At 67.9% G+C, this 21216-nt stretch carries 19 protein-coding genes; 8 read left to right on the top strand and 11 right to left on the bottom strand.

Annotated elements, in window-relative coordinates; genetic code table 11:
* The first annotated feature begins 117 nt into the window (after positions 1-117).
* A complete protein-coding gene (locus J7U46_RS12740) occupies positions 118-378 on the top strand; it encodes a hypothetical protein (protein ID WP_282826375.1) in 261 nt (86 codons plus the stop codon).
* Here the strand turns inward: J7U46_RS12740 and J7U46_RS12735 are convergent.
* Both J7U46_RS12735 and maiA read right to left on the bottom strand, forming a co-directional pair.
* Entirely contained in the window at positions 310-1080 is a 771-nt protein-coding gene (locus tag J7U46_RS12735) for a polyphenol oxidase family protein (protein ID WP_282826373.1), read from the bottom strand. The genes J7U46_RS12740 and J7U46_RS12735 overlap by 69 nt on opposite strands.
* Entirely contained in the window at positions 1081-1719 is a 639-nt protein-coding gene (maiA, locus tag J7U46_RS12730) for a maleylacetoacetate isomerase (protein WP_282826371.1), read from the bottom strand.
* 59 nt (positions 1720-1778) lie between these two features.
* On the opposite strand from maiA, the gene J7U46_RS12725 reads away from it, so the two are divergent.
* The 3 genes from J7U46_RS12725 to J7U46_RS12715 are packed head-to-tail and all read left to right on the top strand — an operon-like array spanning position 1779 to position 5514.
* A complete protein-coding gene (locus J7U46_RS12725) occupies positions 1779-2339 on the top strand; it encodes an NUDIX hydrolase (RefSeq protein WP_282826370.1) in 561 nt (186 codons plus the stop codon).
* Between the two features lie 42 nt (positions 2340-2381).
* Positions 2382-3449, top strand: a complete 1068-nt coding sequence (locus J7U46_RS12720) for a proline iminopeptidase-family hydrolase (RefSeq protein ID WP_282826368.1) — start codon at positions 2382-2384, stop codon at positions 3447-3449.
* Between the two features lie 19 nt (positions 3450-3468).
* Positions 3469-5514, top strand: a complete 2046-nt coding sequence (locus tag J7U46_RS12715) for an alpha/beta hydrolase domain-containing protein (RefSeq protein WP_282826366.1) — start codon at positions 3469-3471, stop codon at positions 5512-5514.
* Here the strand turns inward: J7U46_RS12715 and J7U46_RS12710 are convergent.
* Together J7U46_RS12710 and J7U46_RS12705 are read right to left on the bottom strand one after the other, a co-directional pair.
* A complete protein-coding gene (locus J7U46_RS12710; RefSeq protein ID WP_282826364.1) occupies positions 5496-7418 on the bottom strand; it encodes a LapD/MoxY N-terminal periplasmic domain-containing protein in 1923 nt (640 codons plus the stop codon). The two genes, J7U46_RS12715 and J7U46_RS12710, sit on opposite strands and share 19 nt — an antisense overlap.
* Positions 7419-7452: 34 nt before the next feature.
* Positions 7453-8118, bottom strand: a complete 666-nt coding sequence (locus J7U46_RS12705) for a transglutaminase-like cysteine peptidase (RefSeq protein ID WP_282826362.1) — start codon at positions 8116-8118, stop codon at positions 7453-7455.
* 122 nt (positions 8119-8240) lie between these two features.
* Between J7U46_RS12705 and J7U46_RS12700 the strand changes: the two genes are divergently transcribed.
* On the top strand, positions 8241-9104 hold the full coding sequence (locus J7U46_RS12700) for an HDOD domain-containing protein (protein ID WP_282826360.1): 864 nt from the start codon (positions 8241-8243) through the stop codon (positions 9102-9104).
* Positions 9105-9119: 15 nt separating this feature from the next.
* On the opposite strand, the gene J7U46_RS12695 is transcribed toward J7U46_RS12700, so the two are convergent.
* Positions 9120-10280 (bottom strand): DUF3667 domain-containing protein, encoded by a 1161-nt coding sequence (locus J7U46_RS12695; RefSeq protein WP_282826358.1) that lies wholly within the window; start codon positions 10278-10280, stop codon positions 9120-9122.
* 138 nt (positions 10281-10418) lie between these two features.
* Here J7U46_RS12695 and J7U46_RS12690 point away from each other — a divergent pair, with 138 nt between their 5' ends.
* Positions 10419-10799 (top strand): hypothetical protein, encoded by a 381-nt coding sequence (locus J7U46_RS12690; protein ID WP_282826356.1) that lies wholly within the window; start codon positions 10419-10421, stop codon positions 10797-10799.
* An 86-nt stretch (positions 10800-10885) separates the two neighbouring features.
* Positions 10886-11611 carry a hypothetical protein gene (locus J7U46_RS12685; RefSeq protein ID WP_282826354.1) on the top strand — a complete coding sequence of 242 codons (726 nt, stop codon included), beginning with the start codon at positions 10886-10888 and terminating at the stop codon, positions 11609-11611.
* Between the two features lie 21 nt (positions 11612-11632).
* On the opposite strand, the gene J7U46_RS12680 is transcribed toward J7U46_RS12685, so the two are convergent.
* Positions 11633-12511, bottom strand: coding sequence for a hypothetical protein (locus J7U46_RS12680; protein ID WP_282826352.1), 879 nt, complete (start codon positions 12509-12511; stop codon positions 11633-11635).
* Between the two features lie 77 nt (positions 12512-12588).
* Between J7U46_RS12680 and J7U46_RS12675 the strand changes: the two genes are divergently transcribed.
* Positions 12589-13173 (top strand): hypothetical protein, encoded by a 585-nt coding sequence (locus tag J7U46_RS12675; protein ID WP_282826350.1) that lies wholly within the window; start codon positions 12589-12591, stop codon positions 13171-13173.
* A gap of 18 nt (positions 13174-13191) precedes the next feature.
* On the opposite strand, the gene J7U46_RS12670 is transcribed toward J7U46_RS12675, so the two are convergent.
* The 5 genes from J7U46_RS12670 to aceF all read right to left on the bottom strand — a co-directional run bounded on the left by J7U46_RS12670 (position 13192) and on the right by aceF (position 21209).
* Positions 13192-15057 (bottom strand): hypothetical protein, encoded by a 1866-nt coding sequence (locus J7U46_RS12670; protein WP_282826348.1) that lies wholly within the window; start codon positions 15055-15057, stop codon positions 13192-13194.
* A 53-nt stretch (positions 15058-15110) separates the two neighbouring features.
* The gene (locus tag J7U46_RS12665; RefSeq protein WP_282826346.1) at positions 15111-16235 is read right to left on the bottom strand and encodes an NAD-dependent epimerase/dehydratase family protein; all 1125 of its coding nucleotides are present in this window, start codon (positions 16233-16235) and stop codon (positions 15111-15113) included.
* The gene (locus J7U46_RS12660) at positions 16232-17554 is read right to left on the bottom strand and encodes an MFS transporter (protein WP_282826344.1); all 1323 of its coding nucleotides are present in this window, start codon (positions 17552-17554) and stop codon (positions 16232-16234) included. Before J7U46_RS12660 ends, J7U46_RS12665 begins: the two co-directional genes overlap by 4 nt.
* Before the next feature lie 162 nt (positions 17555-17716).
* Positions 17717-19525: a dihydrolipoyl dehydrogenase gene (lpdA, locus tag J7U46_RS12655; RefSeq protein WP_282826342.1), complete on the bottom strand. Its 1809-nt coding sequence runs from the start codon at positions 19523-19525 to the stop codon at positions 17717-17719.
* Between the two features lie 13 nt (positions 19526-19538).
* A complete protein-coding gene (aceF, locus tag J7U46_RS12650; protein ID WP_282826340.1) occupies positions 19539-21209 on the bottom strand; it encodes a dihydrolipoyllysine-residue acetyltransferase in 1671 nt (556 codons plus the stop codon).
* Between the last annotated feature and the right edge of the window lie 7 nt (positions 21210-21216).

Genomic DNA, 21216 nt, shown 5'->3' with positions numbered 1-21216 from the left:
GCTGTTCTTCTTGCTGCTCATAGGTCTCCTGGTCGTGCACCATGGTCAGGCAAGAAGCTTGCCACAGTCACCTTGGCGACGTTGTACCCTTGCTCGCTTACCTTCGAATGACAGCCTATGTACATTGTTGCCATCGCCTGGGCGTTTGTCGTGCTGCTGATGGCCCTGACCGAAGCCACCAGCAGCCAGGGCACCGTGCTCGGCGCCTTCTTCACCTTGCTGCTCTACGGCGTGCTGCCGCTGTCCATCGTGCTCTACCTGATGGGCACACCGGCCCGTCGCAAGGCGCGGAAGCGTGCCGAACAGCAATCACAGCAGGCGGATGGCAGCGACCATGCGGCCGGCGAGCGGCTCGTGCCGGAACGAGAAGAACCTTGAGGGCTCGCTCAGCGTGCACCAGTGGCCGCCCGTGATCTCGGTCAAGCCGACCCGCTGCAAGCGATCACGCGCCAGCGCTGGCAGGTTGGCCAGCCAGCGCGGCTCGCCCTTGGTATTGGCGCGGTAGACAAAGAAGCGCGGGTCGGGCGATCCGCTGGAGGCACCGCAAGCCTGCAAGACATCGGCCCCCACCTCGAATTGCTGCGGCCCGATGCAAGGCCCCATCCAGGCGCGGACTTCGCTCGGCTCGCAGCCGGCCGCCTGGCACAGCTCACGCACCGAGTTCTCCAGCACGCCACCGGCGAGCCCACGCCAGCCGGCATGGGCACCGCCCACCGCCCCAGGCGCCGCGAACAGCACCGGCAGGCAATCGGCCACCTGGATGGCGCAGCCTATCCCCGCGCTGGTGCTGATGCTGGCATCGAACTTGGGGCGCTCCCCTTCCAGGTGCATGGCTTCGAGATGCAGCACATCGGCGCCATGGACCTGGTGCAGGAACACGGCAGGCGCGCCCAGCACCTCATCGACCTTGGCACGGTTGGCATTCACCGCCGCCGGATCGTCCTGCACCGCACGGCCCACGTTCATGCTGCTGTGAGCGCCGGTGCTGACGCCGCCGGCCCTTGTGGTCATGAAGGCCTTGATGCGCGGCCAGGCCGCGGGCAGCTCCCAATCGGGCTGCAACCAATCCGGATGAATCATTTACTCAGCATCCGGGCAAGCCGAAGGCTGGGTCTTGCTGAAGGCATCGAGCGCCATGCAGGCCTCGAACACCTTCATCACCGTGGGCACATGCTCGAGCCGGCATTCAAAGCGCTGGGCATTGAAGATCTGCGGCACCAGCACGCAGTCGGCGAGGCCAGGCGCATCGCCATGGCAGAAGCGGCCGGTCACAGCGTCGCGCACCAGGCGCTGCTCCACCACTTCGAGGCCGGTCTCGACCCAGTGCTTGTACCAGCGCGTCTTGGCGTCCTCCGGCAGGCCCAGGTCCTTGGTCAGGTAGCGCAGCACGCGCAGGTTGTTGAGCGGGTGGATCTCGCAGGCGATGTCTTGCGCCAGTGCCCGCACCCGCGCGCGACCCAGTGCATCGGGCGGCAACAGCGGCGGCTCGGGATGGGTTTCGTCGAGGTACTCGATGATGGCCATCGACTGCGTGACGACCGCATCGCCATCGCGCAGCAGCGGCACCAGGCGCGAACTGGCCACCGCGCCGTAGCTCTCTGCGAGGTGTTCGTTCTTGGCCAGGTGCACGGCCCTGTAGTCGTAGTCCAGGCCCTTCAGTGCGAGGGCAATGCGCACCCGGTAGGAGGCCGAAGAGCGGAAGTAGTTGAAGAGTTCCATGGTGTTTCAGGGGCAGGGGCCGAGCGGCCATCATGCCACCGGCTGGCTACACTGAGCCCATGTTCCAAGCGCGCCGTTTCAAGCACTGCCCCACCTGCGGCCACGCCGTCGAATACCGCGTGCCGGCCGATGACAACCGCGAACGCGCGATGTGCGCCTCCTGCGGCGGCATCCACTACGAGAACCCGATCAATGTGGTGGGCACCCTGCCCGTCTGGGGCGATGGGGCCGATGGACAGGTGCTGCTGTGCAAGCGCGCCATCGAGCCGCGCTACGGCCTCTGGACCCTGCCGGCCGGCTTCCTAGAGATTGGCGAAACCGCGGCCCAAGGCGCGCAGCGCGAGACCGACGAAGAAGCCGGCGCCCAGATCGAGCTGCACGACCTGTATTGCCTCCTGAACGTGGTCAAAGTCGGCCAGATCCATTTGTTCTACCGCGCCACCCTGCTCTCGCCCGAATTCAACCCCGGCCCCGAGACGCTGGAAGCCCGGCTCTTCCATGAGCACGAGGTGCCCTGGGACGAGATCGCCTTCCGCACCGTGCGCGAGACGCTGAAGCGTTTCTTCGAGGACCGGCGCCTCGGTCGCGCCTACGCGTTACACACGGCAGACATCGCCTGAATCCCGCAGCACAATGCGCCCACCTTGAAAACTGAGGGCGCCATGAAACGCACTGCCTGCCTGCTTGCTGCTGTTGTCTCTGCTGTCATCTTCGGTCTTTCCGCCTGCTCCCCGCCGGCACCACCGCCGCCCCCGGCTCCGCCGGCCGTACCCGCACCCAACGCCTACTTCGATTCCACCGGCCGCGACGACGTACTGACGGGGGGCGTCAAACAGGTCACGATCAAGACGCCCAAGGGCGACTTCAAGGTCTGGACCAAGCGGGTCGGCAACAACCCGAAGATCAAGGTGCTGCTGCTGCACGGCGGCCCCGGTGCCACGCATGAGTACTTCGAGGCCTTCGACAGCTACCTGCCCAAGGAAGGCATCGAGTACTACTACTACGACCAGCTCGGTTCGGCCTTCAGCGACCAGCCCAAGGACAGCTCCTTGTGGGACCTGCCGCGCTTCGTCGAGGAGGTGGAGCAGGTGCGCCAGGCGCTGAAGCTGGACCAGAGCAACTTCTTCCTCCTGGGGCATTCCTGGGGCGGCATTCTGGCCATGGAGTACGCGCTCAAGTATCCGCAGCATCTCAAGGGCCTGGTCATCTCCAACATGATGGCCAGCATCCCGGCCTATGTGAGCTATGCCGAGAAGGTGCTGATGCCGGCCATGGATCAGAAGGTGCTCGCCGAGATCCTGGCCATCGAGAAGCGCAAGGACTACGACAACCCGCGCTACATGGAGCTGCTGGTGCCGCACTACTACGCGCACCACATCCTGCGCATGCCGCCGGACCAATGGCCAGAGCCGGTGAACCGCTCGTTCGCCAAGCTCAACAAGGACGTCTACATCCCCATGCAGGGACCCAGCGAGATGAGCTCCAGCGGCAAGCTGGAGAAATGGGACCGCGTGGCCGATCTCGGCAACATCAAGGTGCCGGCCCTCACCATCGGCGGCCAGCACGACACCATGGACCCCAAGCACATGGAGATGATGGCCACCAAGCTCGGCAAGGGCCGCTACCTGCATTGCGCCCAGGGCTCGCACATGTCCATGTACGACGACCAGGCCACCTACTTCAAGGGCCTGATCCAGTTCCTGCGGGATGTGGATGAGGGCCGCTTCTAGGCGGAACCGGGAGGCCGCCATGAACCGAAGCACCCGTACCTCGGCCCTGCTGGCCGGCATCCTGCTGACGAGCCTGGCACGAGCCGGCGTGGACCGGGTCGAGGTGCTGGAGCGCCGGCCCTTCGCCGAGGGGCAGGCCTTCGGGGCTGCTGGCACCTACGAGAAGATCCGCGGCCTCGCGCACTTCTCGCTCGACCCCAAGGCGGCGGCCAACGCCGCCATCGTCGACCTCGCCAAGGCACCGCGTGATGCGCGCGGGCGCGTGCTCTTCACCAGCGAGTTCGTGCTGCTGCGTCCGGTGAGCGCGGCGCCTGGCACCCTGCTGTACGACGTCAACAACCGGGGCGGCATTGCCATCCTCGGCCAGCTCAACGGCAAGAGCCCGGCGAACAACGATCCCACGACGGCCGCCGACACGGGCGATGGCTTCTTGATGCGCCAGGGCTTCAGCCTGTTGTTCTCGGCCTGGACCTGGGACGTCGCTCCCCAGGCGCAGGGCATGCGTCCGCTGGTCTTCAAGCCGCCGGTGGCGCAGGGCGTGCGCGGCCGGGTTGCCAATGAAATCATCGTGGATGCGCCAACCGAGATCACGAGCTACGCCGGTATGCGCGGCCTGACCTACGAGCCGGTGCGCGCCGACGACCCGCGCGCCGTGCTGACCGAGCGCGAGCGGCCCGAAGCGCCGCGCCGCCTGATTGCCCGCTCGCGCTGGCAGTTCCAGCCGGCGGCCGAGGCCGGCGGTCCGGGCCGCATCCGGCTGCAGGGCGGATTCCAGCCGGGCCGCCTCTACGAGCTGAGCTACGAGGCGCGCGATCCTTATGTCGCCGGCGCCGGCCTCGCCGGCATCCGCGACCTGCTGTCCTGGTTCCGCACGCATGAGTTCGAGGGCACGGCCGCGCCTCGGCAAGTGATGATCTTCGGCATCAGCCAGTCGGCCCGCGTGATCGGTCGCATGCTGCACGACGGCCTGAACGTCGACGAGCAAGGCCGCCTCGCCTTCGACGCCGCCTTCCTCCAGGTGCCCGGCGCCGGCGGGTCGGCCGGCTTCAACAGCCGCTTCGCGCAGCCGACCCGCCACCCTTCGATGCTGCAGGAGCAGGACTACCCGGCCGACGACTTCCCGTTCAGCGCCGCCACCACGCGCGACCCGGTCAGCGGCCGCAGGGCCTCGACACTGGACCGCGCCCGCGACGCCGCCGGCCGCCTGCCCAAGCTGATGCTCTTGAACACGTCGACCGAGTACTGGAACCGCGGCGCCTCGCTGGTCGGCACCACGCCGGACGGCAAGCAGGACCTGGACCCGCCGGACAACGTTCGCCTCTATGGCCTGATGGGCGCCCAGCACTACGTGGGCCGCTCACGCACGCGAACACCGTTCACGCACTGCGTTTCAACGACCGACCACTACCTGCCCATGCGCGCCCTGCTCGTGGCGTTGCGGCGCTGGAGCGACGAGGGCACGCCGCCACCGGCCAATGCTGTGCCCCGTCTCGATCAGGCCAGCTTGGGCACGGTGGCTGCCTACCGCGCGGCCTTCCCGGCCGGCCTTGTGCTGCAGCCGCCCGAGAGCAATCTGCGCGAGCCTCGGCTGGACCACGGCCCACGCTTCGAACGCCAGGGCATTGCCGACCGCGTGCCGCCACGGCGCGGCGCGGCCTTCGAAACCCGCGTGCCCCTGCCCGATGCCGATGGCAACGACATGGGCGGCGTGCGCCTGCTCGAGCTGACAGTACCGCTCGGCACCCACACCGGCTGGAATCAGCGCTCGCCCGAGACCGGCTTCGGCTGGGCCACCTCGCGCTTCGACGGCAGCTTCCTGCCCTTTGCCCGCAATGAGGAGGAACGGGCCGCAGCCAAGGACCCGCGGCCCAGCCTGGCGGCCCGCTATGCCGGGCGCGAGGATTTCGAGCGCCAGTTGCGCAACGCTGCCACGCGCCAGATCGCGGCCGGCTTCCTGCTCGAAAAAGACCTGGAGCGCGCCGTGGGCCGCAACCTCGGCCTCTACGACCGCCTGCAGGGCCTCACGCCGGGCGACGCCAGCTGCCGCTATCTGTTCGCCGACTGACCGGTGGCCCAGGGGCCAGTGACGCCGTCGAGCTCGCAGTCCCACAGAGCCTGCACGTCCATGGCCTGCTGCAGGCCTTCGCCATAGATCTTCAGCGCCAGGCTGCGCAGCATGATGCACAGGCCGCGCACAAAGGCGGCGCGGGCCGCGTCGTCTGACACGCCGGAAAGCACCGAGATGTCGAGCTTCACGTAGTCCAGCCCGGCCTGGTAGAGCCGTTCGACCTGCATCAGACCGGCGCCGCAATGCTCCAGCCCCAGCTTGACGCCCAGCGGCCGCAACTGGCGGCCCAGCTCCTGCAAGAGTTCGAAATGCTGGAGGGCCGCGCCCTCGCCCAGCTCCAGGCCCAGCTTGCGCGCCGCCGCCGGCGCCAGCAGCACCTGCTCGCGCAGGCGCGCCACGAAACTGCCTTCCAGCAGCGAGGCCGGCGCCAGGTTGACGCAGCGCTGCTCGCCATCGCGGGCGATCGCCTCCAGCGCCAGGCTCACAGCCAGCAAATCGACCTCGGCCGTCAGGCGGCTGCGCGTGGCCAGAGGCAGCCAGCGCGCGGCCGGCAGGAACTCGGCACCGGCCTCCAGCTGCAATTGCAGCGGGCATTCCAGGTGCACCAGCGCGCCGGAACGGTCCAGCACCGGAAATTCGTTCAACCGCGCACGGCGCTCGCGCAGCGCCTCGTTGATCTTTTGGCGCCAGGCGCGCTCGCCCTGCAGCAAGGCCTCGGGCAGATGCTCGGTCGAGGATTCGACCGCAAAGCCGCCGCGCGCCTCGGCGCGGGCCAGGGCCGCATCGGCCGCAGCGAACCAACTGCTCGAACCGCGCGAGCGCGGCAGCTCGGCAGCGCCCAGCGCCACCTGCAGGCCCTGGCCGAAAGCCGGCAGGCTGGCACGCAGGGCGTCGAGCAAGGCGTTCGCACTGTCCTGTGCCACGCCGGCAGCAGGCAGCCACAGCGCGAAGTCGGAGCCATTGAGGCGGCCGACCAGGCAGCCGGCCACGCGCTCGGGATAGGCCCTCAGCGCATGGGCGATGGCGAGCAGGGCCTGGTCCACGGCCGCATGGCCAAGCCGCTCGTTCAGCCCCGCCAGGTCACGCAGGCGCAGGAGGATCAGGCCGGCCGCGACCGGGCCTTCGTCGCGCGACAGCGCCGACTCCAGCTCGGCCATGAAATGGTTGCGGTGCGAGAGGCCGGTGAGGCTGTCGCAATGGGCCTGCTGGCGCAGCACCTGCAGTTGCTCGGCCTGGCCATCGAACAGGCCCTTCATGCGAAGCACCATGGCATTCATCGCCTGGGTCAGGCGCTTGAGCTCGGGCACGCTCGGTTCGGCCACGGTAGCGAACTGGCCGTCCACCACCGACTGGGCCTGGGCCACCGCCAGGTCCAGCGGACGGCGGATGCGGCGCAGCACCGCGAGGGCCAGGGCCACAGCCACCGCGCCAAGAGCGGCGAGCAGGAGCGCCGTGCGCAGGCTGCTGCGCCAGAGCTCGTCATGCACATAGGAGGAATGGCTCTGCACCTCGATCGTGCCGATGGCGTTCCAGCCATTACTGACCTGGGCGATGCCGGGCGTGGCCGTGATAGGCGCCAGGGCGACGAACCAGGCCGGCGCCTGCACGGGCTTCGCTGCCGCGCTGCGCTCCAGCGCCACCGTGCCATCGGGCTTGCGCAGCACGAGGCGCTGGTAATGGCCGGTGTCGAACTGGGCCGAGATCGCCAGCTCCATCAGCGCCGCATCGCCCTGCTGCTGCGACAGCGCCAGCGCCAGCGACTGGGCGTTGTCGCTGTTCTTCAGCTGCAGCTGGGTCTGCAAGAGTTCGCGCAGCGAGGCGGTGGACAGAGCCACACTGCCGAGCAAGGCGAGCAGCAGCACGGTCACCAGCAGCATCCACATCTGGCGTATCAGCGACATCTTGTTCCCGTCGTGTTGATGTTGTTGCTCATCATCAGAAACCCTCGGCCCGCACCTTGGCCAGCAGATCGCGCCACAGCGACAGCCGTGCCAGCGGATCGCCGGCGCTGCTCTGCCCCACGCCCTTCCACAGGCCCTCGGCATTGAAGCTGAACACCGGCGCGAGGTCGGGCCGCTGCGAAGCCGGTTTCACCTCGCCCTGCAGATTGTCCAGAATCAGGGGCACGCTCTCGGGCTTGGCATAGTAGGCCAAGACCATGTGAGCCTCGGGCTTGCCGTCCAGCATCGCCCGCACATAGACCATGCGCAGCCGCGACTCGGCCACACCGGCCGAGACGAGGCTGAAGTACTTGGCGATGGCGTAGTCCTCGCAATCGCCGGCGCCCTTGGACAGCGCTTCGAGCGGGCTGGCCCAGTAGTCGGGCACGCCCCAGACCTCGGGGTCACCGCGGAAGGCGATGCGCTGGTTGATGTAGCGGTTGACCAGGGTCAAGCGACGCTCGTCATCGAGCCGCTTGGCCTGCTCAATCATCTGCAAGAGCCGCTGCGCCTCGCGGGGCGCGCGCGGGCCCAGCTTGGCCGCCGCATCCATCAGCCGGGCCGGCTCGAGCGCCCAGGCCGGCGCGCCCGCCAGCATCAGCAGGCAGACGAGGGCGACGGACCAGGCGGCTCGCAGACGAATCCCCGGCAAAGCGAGCAAGAATCCTCCAAGTTTTCAGGTCGAACCACCGGGCCTTGCGGGCCGACTGGCGATAATTCGGCCACTCTACAGGCAAGACCCGCCGCCATCGCCGAGGGGCACCACCCGGCCCAAGATCCCGCATGAAAACCCAGTCCATCCGAGAAGAAATCGACACTGCGCGCGAGCGCGGTTCACTGCGGCAGATCGTGATCCCGCCTTGCCCCGAACTGCTGGTGCGCCTGCAAAAGGCCATGGCCGAGGCCGAGCCCGATCTCAACGAGGTGGCTCGCATCGCCAGCGCCGATGTGGCCATGTCGGTCACGCTGCTGCGCACCGCCAACAGCCCGCTGCACCTTGCCGACGGCCAGCCCTGCTCCACCGTGGGCCAGGCGATGAACCGCCTGGGCCTGCGCGAGACAGCCGCCATCTTGACCAGCTTCCTGGTCAAGAACGCCATCCCCGTGAACAACCCGCAGCTCGGCCGCTTCTGGGAGCGCTCGACCAAGCGCGCGGTGGCCATGGACTTCATCGCGCGCCAGTTGCCGGGGCTCTCGCCCGAGCTGGCCTACACCTATGGCCTGTTCTGCCACGTGGGCATGCCGGTGCTGCTGCAAAGTGTGCGCGGCTATGGCTCCACGATGATCGAGGCCGGCGCCCGCATCGACCGGCCCTACATCGCCACCGAGAACGCCAACCACAAGACCGACCATGCCGTGGTCGGCGCCCTGGTGGTGCGGGCCTGGAACATGGCGCCCGAGCTGATGGCGGCGATCCGCCTGCATCACGATTTCATCTCGCTGGGCGACGGCAGCATTGATGCAGAACTGCACACCCTGGTGGCTGCCGGCCTGGTGGCCGAGCAGCTGATGCGCCAGCACGAAGGCCTGGACGCTGACGCCGACTGGAAGCTGCACAGCCAGCGGGCGCTGGGCTGGTTGCAGGTCGGCCCCGAGGAGCTGGAGCAGTGGGACGAGCAGCTGCGCCCGCTGCTCGACTACTGCTGAGTCCCTGCTCCCCTCTTACATGCTCAGGTACACGACCAGCAGGCCGTAGAGGATCAACGAGCACAGCGCCACGAACAGCAGGGCGATCGTGCGCCAGAACGCACCCAGCTTGCTGAGGCCGTAGGTGCCGCGCAACTGCGCGAACATGTGAAGCGGTGGCGCCAACATCGCCAGGAAGCCCACCAGCACGCCCAGCTCCAGCTTGCCCAGCAAAGCCAGCAGCGTCATCAGCCCCGACATGAAGCACAGCGAATAGAGCGAGAACACGGCGTGGTCGAACATCGTGAAGCGCCGGCTGAACGGGAACAGCAACCAGATGAAGGGCAGCGAGATCGGCATCAGGAGGATGGCGAACTTGGCAGCCGCGCCCTTCATCTTGTAGAGCGTCAGCTCCTTGTTCTCCAGCGCATGCTTGATCTTCTTCTCTATCGTGGATTCCGCCAGCAGCGGCACGTTGTCCTTCAGGTTCTGATGGATCTGCGCCTCGGTGGAACTGGCGGAGGCACTGGCTGAGGAACCGGGCGAAATGCTCACCGAGCCCGACAGCGGGCTGCTGGCCGAGCCGGCCATGGCGATCACCTCGGACGACTTGCGCAGGCCCTCCAGCCGCAACTCCTGCTCCGCCAGTTCCTGCTCCACATCGGCGCGCTCAGTCGAACTGGGGTCGAGCTTGGCACGGCGCTCCACCAGCTTGGCCACCTTGGCGCTGCTGGCCTCTATCTTCTCGGCCATCTTCTTCTGGGCCTTCGAGCTGGCCGCGCCAGCCCCCTTCTCGGCCTCACCGCTGCCCGTGCCATCGCTGCTGGTCAGCGAGAAGACCATGAACATCACGAAGATCATGAACAGGAACAGCGGCAGCGGCGCGACATGGCGGGCCCGCTGGCCATCGATGTAGGCGCGGGTCAGGCGGCCCGGGTTGAACGCGAGGGCCGGCAGCGTGCGCCAGGCCTTGGTGTCGAAGTGGAAGATGCCATGCAGGAACTCCTCGAACATGTGCAAGAGCGAACGATGCACATGGCCGACCTGGCCGCATTGGTGGCAGAAGCGCCCGGTCAGCGCCGTGCCGCAGTTCGCACAGGCGGCGTGTTGGGCGGCCTCGGCCTTGGAGCCCGCGCCCCCCATTTCATCGGCAATCACGGCCTCGGCGAGCACCTCGCCGGCTACTTCGATACCCATTGTCCTGAACTCCCTGTCCGCAACGGCCGGCAGTATCGTTCATCGCACAAGCAAAGGAGAACTCCTCTTTTGCCCCAGTGGCGGTCGTGCTTATCATCGCCCGCTCACTCGCCGCCCTAGCCCCTTCGTCACCCATTGATGATGCTGAAGCGCCTCGCCATCGCCTGTGCCGGACTGCTGCTTGCCGTGGGCGGCAGCGTGGCCGCCGGGTGGCTGCCGCTGCAGGCCAGGCATTGGCTGCTGCCGCTCCTGATCAGCGGCGCCGGTTTCGGCCTGCTGTGGTTCGTGCTGCAGCTGCGCCGGGCGCCGACGCCCGCCCCGCAGCAGGAGAGGCCACCGCTGTGGGTCACGACCCGCACCGGCGCCACCGCCGATTCCATCGCCAGGCTGGAGGCACTGACGCGAGACAACCAGCAGCTGCAGCAGCAACTGCTGGCCCACAGCGAGCAGCTCAAGCAGATGACCGAGGGCGTCAAGCAGCGCCGCGAGGCCCAGCAGCCGCACAAGACCGCCGTCTGAACGGCCCCAGGTCAACGGCTGCAAGCCGCACGGCGTTGGGCGCCGACGGTCACCGCAGAGTGGCCGCCATCCCCGAGGGCTACCCCATGACTTCTTGCTACCGCGCCACAGCCGACCGCCGCTTCGCCACCCGACTGTCTCCGCTGCTGACGGTCTTGCTGCTGTCCGCCTGCGCCATCCCCAGCGCCCGCATGCCGGCCCCCGCCGAGCTCGCCAACGGCGCCGAGGTGCTGGAGGTCGGCCACCGCAGCCGTGCCAGCGGCGCGCTGGTCGATGAGTCCTTCGAGGTCGGGCCCTACCAGGTGCATCACGTCAAGCGCGGCCTCAGCAGCGCACAGGGCTTCGGAATTGGCGCTCTCAGTACCGAGAGCAGCAAGCAACATTTCCGCTTCGAATTCAAGGGCCGGCAGGACTGGCGGGGCCGCTGCGAGCTGAAGGCGCGCGACACCGCCCTGCAGATCGGCAAGGTCGGCCAGCTGGAAGACAGCCGGGCCAGCCTGCAATGCAGCTGCGCGAGCAGCGATGGCAACGAGATGCAGCTCAAGCTGGAAGACAGCTGGCGCCCGCTGCGCGGCAGCATGACGCTGGGTTCGGTGAGCTACCGCATGCAGCAGGTGGCCTTCGGCCAGGGCGATGGCGGCCTGCGCTCGCCGGCCATGGGCTACCGCGTCGAAGGCGCTGACGGCCGGGCCGTCGCGGCGGTGGAGGTGCTCTACCCCGGCCGCATCTGGCAACAGCGCGATCTGCCAGCCGATCAGCGCGAACCGCAGGCCTGCCTGCTCAGCGGCCTGATGCTGTACGGCGCGCAGTAAGGCTTGGCCACCGCAAGCCGCTCAGGGCTGCAGCTTCAGCATCTGCTCCCACATCGGTTTGTAGACCGGGTTGGCAATGCCTTCGCCATGCGCTTGGCCGCCCGGTCGCACCGGCTGCGAGAGCGCGTGGATCTGCGCCACGGGCACGCCCTGGCGGCGATAGATGCGCTCCATGGTGGCGGCCTGCGGCTCGTCCACGTGGAAGGTGCCATGCCAGCGCTCGGCGGGCGTCTGGCTCGCACGCGAGTACCAGCCTGCGATATCACCACCGGCGCCATGGTCCCACCCGCCCGAGAACATCAGCACGCCGGCCACGCGACGCGTCTGCGCAATGAAGCCAGCCATGCCACCGCCCTGCGATTGGCCGGCCAGCACGATGCGCTCCCAGCGTGGCTCATCGCCGTCCAGGTACTGCGCCCACTGGCCAGCGGCATCGCTGCGAGCCAGGTGCTGCAGCAGCCGCGTGAGGCGCGGCACGATGGCCTCCTCGGGCTTGTCGGCGATGAAGCGAGTCTGCGGCTCACCCCAGACGCGCTGCTGGCGCACCCGGCCGGCGCAGCTGGGCTCGGCCCGCAAGACGGGGCCCACACAGACCTGCGAGACCGACTGCGAGTTCAGGTAGGTCAGCGAGATCAGGCGGTAGCCCTGCTGCTGCACGGTCTCGAAGAAGGGGCGCTGTCCGGGCGAGGCCCGGCCATTGGTGCCTGGCAGCCAGACCAGCAAGGGCGCCTGCGGCTTCTCGGTCGCCAGGTCGTAGACCACCAGGTGGGGCAACTCGTCGGCGGCCAGGCGCTCGTCCGTCTGGTGCGGTGTGATCAGGAGGCGCTGCTCGGCGGCCAGGGCCGGCAGCGAGGCGAGCAACAGGCTTGCTGTGCAGACGGGGAGAAGCAGGTTCTTCATTGAGGACAACTCCGGTTCAGGCAGAGGATTGAACGAACGGGCAGGCGAACGGCGCCCTGCATAGACAATGCGCCGCCATGGACAGCCACCGACTGCGCCTCACGAAGCTGCCACGCCGCTGGCGCTGGGCCCTGCTGGGCCTGGCAGCGCTCGCGCTCATGCCGCTCGCCTGGCGACTGTTCGGGCCGCGCGGCGTGGTTGTCGAGGTGGTGGGCAAGACCTGGCAACTCGAGATCGAGGTCGAGAAGCGGGTGATGGAAAGCGGCTCGGCCTGGTGCGACGAGCTGCCCCCCGACGCCCAGGTGCTGGGCCGCCGCGTGATGGACAAGGCCGTCGGCGAACGGCCGGCCGGCGCCGAGCATTGCCGCTACACCTCGCCGCAATGGCGCCGGCGCTGGGGCATACGCAACGAAGGCCAGGCGCCCACGCCGCCGAGTTGGCCGGCACCGAAGCTGGCCGAAGCCGGGCCCGATGGCCTGGGTGCCGAGCGCCTCGGCCAGCGCCAACAGCGCTACCTGCTGCAGCTGCACGACTCGACCGGGCGCGACTGGACTTGCGAGCTGCCGCTGGCGCAATGGCAGCGCGTGCCATCCGGTACGAGCCTGCGCCTGCAGGTCGACCGCTGGAGCGTGGCCAACTGCGCCACCCTGCCCGCCTTCTAGCACCTGCATCGGCGTGCTCTATTGCTGGGCCAGCCAGCGCTTGAAGTCGGCCACGAACTCGGCCTCGGTCATGCCGAAACACTGCTCGAAGGCGAGCCGGCCGCTCTGGCCCTTCTTGCCAGCCAGGCGGTAGTACTCCACCCAGGCCGGCAGAAAGCGCTCGCCGTTGATGGCCTGCAGGTACATGCTCATCAGCCCGGCCATCTGGTAGTTGCCGCGCTTCTCTTTCATCATGCGGGTCCAGCCGGAGGGCTCCACGTCGATCATCTCGGCAGGCTGCAGGTTGGTCTTGTTGCCGGTGCGCCACCAGGCCAGGTTGCGCTCACGCCAGTTGCGCAAGGCTTCCGCTTCGGCGTCGTTGATGCGCACCTGCGGCGCGAGCAGGTAGGCGATCAGGTCGGCCGTGCCCTCGCGCAGCCAGGCCGGCGGGCTGAAACCCGCGTGGCGGTTGTCCAGCTGCTTCTGCAGCTCGTGCGTCAGCTCATGCAGCGTGGTCTTCACGGCCAGGTCATAGGCCGCAGCCCGGTTCTGCCGGGGCGTGAACTTGAGGGCGATCTGCCCCCGGCTGTTCGACAGGCCACCGCTGACCTCGCCTTGCAGCTCGGCCCGTTCGGCGGGCATGCGCATGTCATCGCGCAGGATGGCTTCGTAATCGCTGACGCCGCCGCCCACATAGATGCGTGCATCACGCACCAGGCTGACCTTGAGCACGTCGTTGACCAGCCGATCGAACTGCGCGCTGGCCTGTCGCACCAGGCCCAGCCAGTCGCGCTCCACCTGCTGGGCGAATTCGTCGTAGACATAGCCGCCCATCTGCACCGAGACATGGGCCCGCTCGGGGCGCGCCACCACCTCGTCGTCCAGCGCGAGCAGCCGGCAGTTGCTGCCGCCTTGCGCTTTGCAGGCGTCCATCGCCTTGTCGACCGGTCGCTGGGTCTGCGCGCCCAGCCCCCAGCTGCCATCGCTGCTGATGGCCAGGGCGCGCGGCTTGGCGGCCTTGGTGAAGGCGGCCCAGGCTTGCTGGCGTTCGGGCGTGTCCTGGCTGGTGTCGATCTGCGCCACCGTCAAGGGCCTGTCTGGGTTGGCCCCCTGCTGGCCGGCTGGCGCACCGGCCATCAGGCCCGACAGCTCGGCGGGCTTGAGGCCGAACTGCTGCTCAAAACTTGCATTGGCATCAAAGCCCTCGCGCGCCGCTGCCTGGAGGTAGGCCTTCATGCGCGGATGGAATTCCTCGCCCAGCCGTCGCCGCAGCGCCTCGACGGCCGCCAGGCTCAGCCGCTGCTGCTGGCGCTGCAGCTGCAGTTGCTGCACGACTTCGGCAGCGCGCCGGGCATCCACGCCTTCGGGCCGATTGATCGGCGGTTCTGCAGCGTAGGCCGGCAGCTCCGGCAGCTTGAGATCGGCCATGATCTGGCGCGCCACGCTTTCGGTGAGCCCCCAACTCAGCCAGCCGGGGAGCGAGGCCGCGCGGCCTGCGGTCAGCCCGTCCACCACGCTTTGCATGCCCTGGCGCAGCGGCAGCAGCAGCGCGCGCTCGCGCAACTCGGCCTCGGCCATGCCCGCCTCCACCCGGGTGGGCGTGGCGGCCTCTGCGCCCGCAGGGAGCGGGGCCCGCGGCGTCGCCTGCAGCAGCAGGTTCAGCCGGCCGTCCAGCTTCACCCCATACTGCTGCAGGGCCAGTGACTCCAGCGCGCTCAGTGCGTCGCGGCTGCGGGGCAGCATCTGGGCTGCCACCTGCTGCGACCAGCGGTCGTCGCCGCCAGCGAACTGGACCTTGACATCGGCATGCGCCGAGAAGGCCGCCAGCACGAGAAGCGCTGGCAACAAGGGAACGATGGAAGAAGCGCCGAAGCGCCGCAGGGTGTGGTTCTTGGGTTCGCTCATGGGCGCGCAGTCTCACAGTTCAATGTGAGCGCATTGTTGCTGAGCGGCGGCGCTCAACCCGGCTTGGCGGCCTTCCAGCGCTTCAGGATCTCCGCTTCGTTCTCGGGCGTGAAAGCCATCTTCACGCGGCCCTTCTCTTCCTTCAGCTGACCCTGGTACCAGGCCAGGGTGTCGGCCACCGTCTGCTCGATGGGGCGGAAGCGCATGCCAGCGGCCACCGCGCGCTTGTTCTGCCAGGTGTGGAAGCCCTGGGTGTCGCCGTGATACGGCGCCCAGATCGGGAATTCGAGGTCCTGCTGCTTGGCCATGAACTCGCCCGGTATCCAGGTCAGCGTGCTCTGCGACTTGGTGGCCTTCTGGCAGGCGGCAATCGCGCGGCCCCAGGTCATGGCCTTCTCGGGGCCGACGGCATTGAAGCGGCCCGTGGTCCGTGTCTCGACCATCAGCACCAGCCATTCGGCCAGGTCGCGCACGTCGATCAGCTGGAAGGGATCGGTGGGCGCTCCGGGCACGGCGATCTCGCCGCCCTTGTCGAAGCGCACCGGCCAGTAGGTGAAGCGGCCGGTCGGATCGTCGGGGCCCACGATGTAGCCAGGGCGGACGATGGTGGTGCGGCCCGGCAGTGCCTTCTCGGCCGCCGCCTCGCAGGCCGCCTTCAGGCCGCCGTAGTTCTCGAAGTTCTTGCCCATCTCCTCGACCTTGGGGTCGGCGAGCACGGCGAGCGGCGCATCTTCATCGCCATTGATCGGATTCGGCTCCTTGTAGCAACTGATGCTGGAGATGTAGAGGTAGTGCTTGACGCGCGGCGCCAGCAGCTCGGCCGAGGCGCCGACCATGCGGGGGTAGTAGCCGGAGTCGTCGATCACCGCGTCCCATTCGCCGGTGGCGAGCGACTTGATGCCCTCGCCCTTCAGCGGGTCACGGTCGCCCTGGCGCTTCTCGATGTCGGGGAACAGGCCGGGCCGGGTCTTGCCGCGGTTGAACAAGGTCAGCGTGTGCCCGCGCGCCCGTGCCACCTCCACGATGGCCGGGCCGAGGAAGCCGGTGCCGCCGAGTATCAGGATGCGCTTGGGCGCGGGCGCCACGGCCATCACCGGGCCCAGCAGGCTGGCGCTGCAAAGTAGCGCGCCGGCTTGCAGGACCTCGCGGCGCGAGAAGCTTGTCTGCTTGATGCTCATGTCTGCTCCTTGATGAACTCAACCCGACCCGCAGATGCGGAAGAAGAAACCGTGGTCTCCGGACGGCGGCGAACCATGCGTCCCAGCCGCGCCGCCACCGCCACCCAGGCGCCGCTGCAGGCCAGGGCTGCCAGCGAGACCGGCACCGCCAGCGCGCTGAAGAAGGCCGGCGCCCAGACGCCGAGGAAGTCGCCGCCGCGGAACACGAAGGTGTCGATGAAGGCCTTGGATTTGTACTTCTCTTCCGGCCCGAGCGGTATGTAGAGGATCTCCCTCGCCGGTCGGTCCACCGCGTAGTGCAGGCCCCGGCGCAGCACCTGCACAAAGGCCAGCATCGCGAACGAGGGCCACAGCGCCAGCGCTCCGAGGCCGAGCGTCGTCAGCACAGGCAACACCAGCAGCACGCCGGCCACGCCGATGCTGCGCAGCAGCCGGCTGGTCAGCAGCAGCTGGGTGCTGAGCGTCAGCACGTTCACCCACAGGTCCAGCCGCGCAAAGGCCGCCGTGCGCTCGGCCGCGCTGGCGAAACTCCTGGCCACGATGTCGCCCTGGAACAAGTAGAGGAAGGTCGAGGTGATGGTGAACAGCAGCATGTACAGGCAGATCGCCTGCAGGTAGCGCGAGGCCACGATGGCCTTGAAGCCCGCCCGGAAGTCCGGCCCCGGCTCGCGCGAGCCCTGGTCCTGGGCGGACAACTGGAACAGGCCGCCCAGCCGCCTCATGCAGAACACGGCCAGTTGCAGACCCAGTGCCGCCACCAGCATCAGCCCGGCCGCCTCGAACTTCAGGCCAAGGCTGCCGCTGCTCAAGCCCTCGGTGACCGCCGCACCGACCACGGCGCCGAAGGTACCGCCCATGGAAATCATGCCGAACAGGCGCTTGCCCTGGTCCTCGCTGAACACGTCAGCCATCAGGCTCCAGAACACCGAGACCACGAAGAGATTGAAGATGCTCAGCCAGACATAGAACACATAGCCGAGCAGGCTGCCGCCATGCTCGGGCAGCAGGTGAAACAGCACGGCGAAGAGCAGCAGATTGGCGGCAAAGAAATGCGCCACCAGCGGAATGAAGCGGCGCCGCTGCAGGCGCGAGACCAGGGCTGCGTAGAGCGGATTGGCCACCAGCATCACCAGCATCGTGCCCGTCATCAGCCAGGGCAGCTTGTCGGCGCCCCGCGCGATGCCCATGGCCTCGCGCACCGGCCGCAGCAGGTACAGCGCCATCAGCAGGAAGAAGAAATAGGCGGCCGCCCACCCCAGCGCGCGGCCCTCACCGGGGCGCAGCAAGATCAGCCTCTGAAGCCGGGTCGTCGTCGTCATGCCTGCCGTCATCCCAACCGCCTTGTTTGCAGCGATTGGAGCCTGGTGGCGAGAGGCTGCGGTTAGTCACGGCGGGTAAACCCGTTGCCAGGGTCAGAAAGGCAAAAGCCCCGGCACCTCACAGTGCCGGGGCTTTTCACTGCAGATATCGAGCGAACTACTTCACTTCCGCTGCGGCGGCACGTCCGTGCAGCTGCCGTGCGCGATCTCCGCGGCCATGCCGATGGATTCACCCAGGGTCGGATGCGGATGGATGGTCTTGCCGATGTCCACCGCGTCTGCGCCCATCTCGATGGCCAGGGCGATCTCGCCGATCATGTCGCCGGCGTGGGTGCCGACGATGCCGCCGCCAAGGATCTTGCCGTGGCCATGGGCCTCGGGGCTGTCATCGAACAGGAGCTTGGTATAGCCCTCGTCACGCCCGTTGGCGATGGCGCGGCCCGAGGCGGTCCAGGGGAACAGGCCCTTCTTGACCTTGATGCCTTGGGCCTTGGCCTGGTCTTCGGTGAGGCCGACCCAGGCCACTTCGGGGTCCGTGTAGGCCACCGACGGAATGACCCGCGCGTCGAACTGCGAGCGCGCCAGCTTCTCATCGCCGAGCAGCTCGCCGGCAATCACTTCCGCCGCCACGTGCCCCTCATGCACCGCCTTGTGCGCCAGCATGGGCTGGCCCACCACGTCGCCGATGGCGAAGATGTTGGGCACGTTGGTGCGCATCTGCACATCGACGTTGATGAAGCCACGGTCGGTCACCGCCACGCCGGCCTTGTCGGCCGCGATCTTCTTGCCATTGGGCGTGCGGCCCACGGCTTGCAGCACCAGGTCGTAGACGCCTTCGCTCTTCACGCCTTCCAGGGATTCGAACTGCACCTTGATGCCTTCGGGCGTGGCTTCGGCACCCACCGTCTTGGTCTTCAACATGATGTTGTCGAAGCGGTGGGCGTTCATCTTCTGCCAGACCTTCACCAGGTCACGGTCCGCGCCCTGCATCAGGCCGTCGAGCATCTCGACCACGTCGAGACGCGCGCCGAGCGTGGAGTACACCGTGCCCATTTCGAGGCCGATGATGCCGCCGCCGATGATCAGCATCTTCTTGGGCGTGCCAGCCAGAGCCAGCGCGCCGGTCGAGTCGACGATGCGATCGTCGTTCGGCAGGAAGGGCAGGCGCACCGCCGCCGAGCCGGCCGCGATGATGGCCTTCTTGAAGCGCACGGTCTTGCTGGTGCCGGTCTTCTCTTGCGCCGTGCCGGTGGTTTCTTCCACCTGCAAATGCTGCGGGTCGAGGAAAGTGCCGTAGCCACGCACGACGGTGACCTTGCGCATCTTGGCCATGGCGTTCAGGCCACCGGTCAGCTTGCCGATGACCTTTTCCTTGTGGCCGCGCAGCTTGTCGACGTTGACCGTCGGGGCGCCGAAGTCCACGCCCAGGTCGGCCATGTGCGAGACCTCGTCCATCACGGCTGCCACATGCAGCAGGGCCTTGGACGGGATGCAACCCACGTTCAGGCAGACACCGCCCAGCGTGGCGTAGCGCTCGACCAGCACGACCTTGAGGCCAAGGTCGGCCGCGCGGAACGCAGCGGAGTAACCGCCGGGGCCGCCGCCGAGCACGACGACGTCGCACTCCAGATCGGCACCGCCGCTGTGCGTGGAAGCCGTTGGTGCCACCACGGGAGCCGCCGCAGGTGCGGCGGCCGGTGCCGCGACCGGTGCCGGCGCAGCCGCCGCTGCATCCGCGCTTTCCAGCATCAGCAGCACGGAGCCTTCGCTGACCTTGTCGCCGAGCTTGACCTTCAGCTCCTTGACCACGCCGGCCGCAGAACTCGGGATCTCCATCGAGGCCTTGTCGCTCTCGACGGTCACGAGACTCTGCTCGGCCTTCACCGTATCGCCTGGCTTCACCAGCAGCTCGATCACGGCCACATCGGTCACGTCGCCGATGTCGGGAACCTTCACTTCGATCAGTGCCATTGCATGCTCCCGATCAAAGCGCGATGCGGCGGAAGTCCGCCAGCAGCGATGCGAAGTAGACATTGAAGCGAGCGGCAGCAGCGCCGTCGATCACGCGGTGGTCCCAGCTCAGGCTCAAGGGCAGGATCAGGCGCGGCACAAAGGCCTTGCCGTCCCACACCGGCTCCATCGAGCTCTTGCAGACGCCCATGATGGCCACTTCCGGCGCATTGATGATGGGCGTGAAGTACTTGCCGCCGATGCCGCCCAGCGACGAGATCGAGAAGCAGCCGCCGCTCATGTCGGCCGGGCCCAGCTTGCCGTCGCGCGCCTTCTTGGCGAGGTCGCTCATTTCCTGGCTGATCTGGAAGATGCCCTTCTGGTCGGCGTTCTTGATCACCGGCACGACGAGGCCGTTGGGCGTGTCCGCCGCGAAGCCGATGTTGTAGTAGCTCTTCAGCACCAGCTTCTGGGCATCGCCCTCGCCTTCGAGGCTCGAGTTGAACTCGGGGAACTTCTTCAGCGCAGCCACGGCCGCCTTGATCATGAAGGCCAACATCGTGACCTTGATGCCGGCCTTCTCGTTTTCCTTGTTCAGGGCCACGCGGAAGGCTTCGAGCTCGGTGATGTCCGCGTCGTCGTGGTTGGTGACGTGGGGGATGACCACCCAGTTGCGATGCAGGTTCGCGCCACTGATCTTCTTGATGCGCGAGAGTTCCTTGCGCTCGATGGCGCCGAACTTCTCGAAGTCCACCTTGGGCCAGGGCAGCAGGCCGGAGATGCCACCGCCGGCGGCTGCGGCCGGAGAGGCAGCCTTCTGGGCGACCGTCTGCACGGCGCCGGCCATCACGGCCTTGACGAAGCCCTGGATGTCGGCCTCGACGATGCGGCCCTTGGGACCCGAGCCCTTGACCTCGACCAGCGGCACACCCAGCTCGCGAGCCAGCTTGCGGATGCTGGGCGAGGCGTGGGGCAGCGCGCCCTTGGCGGCGGTCGGATCATGCGCAGGCACGGCAGCAGCCGGTGCGGCGACGGGCGCAGCGACCGGTGCAGCAACAACGGCCGCACTCGGTGCCGCAACAGCAGCAGCCGCTTGTGCGGGCACCGGAGCAGCCGCGGCGCCCTGTACTTCCAGCACGGCCAGCACCGAGCCCTTGGCAACCTTGTCGCCGAGCTTGACCTTGAGTTCCTTGATCACACCGGCATGCGAGCTGGGGATCTCCATCGAGGCCTTGTCGCTCTCGACGGTGATGAGGCTCTGCTCGACCTTCACGGTGTCGCCAGCCTTGACCATCACTTCGATGACCGCGACTTCATCGAAGTCACCGATGTCGGGCACCACCACCTCGACCAGCGAGGGGCCGGCGCTCGCCACAGGCGCGGCAGGCGGCGGAGGCGGCGTGGGGCCATCCGGCGGCGGGGCCACCGGGCCGGCCACAGGCTGCGGCGCAGCAGCCGTGGCCACACCTTCGGCTTCCAGCACCAGCAGCAGGCTGCCTTCGCTGACCTTGTCGCCGAGCGCAACCTTGATTTCCTTGACCACGCCAGCGGCGCTGCTCGGAATTTCCATCGAGGCCTTGTCGCTCTCCACCGTCACCAGGCTCTGCTCGAGCTTGACCGTGTCGCCGACCTTGACCATCAACTCGATCACCGCGACGTCGCTGACGTCGCCGATGTCGGGAACCTTGACTTCAACCAATGCCATGTTCTTG

Source organism: Pelomonas sp. V22, assembly GCF_030014915.1.
GTDB lineage: Bacteria > Pseudomonadota > Gammaproteobacteria > Burkholderiales > Burkholderiaceae_C > JAUASW01.
The sequence above is the reverse complement of the archived record's forward strand: the minus strand, read 5'-3'. Positions and strand labels throughout refer to the sequence as shown.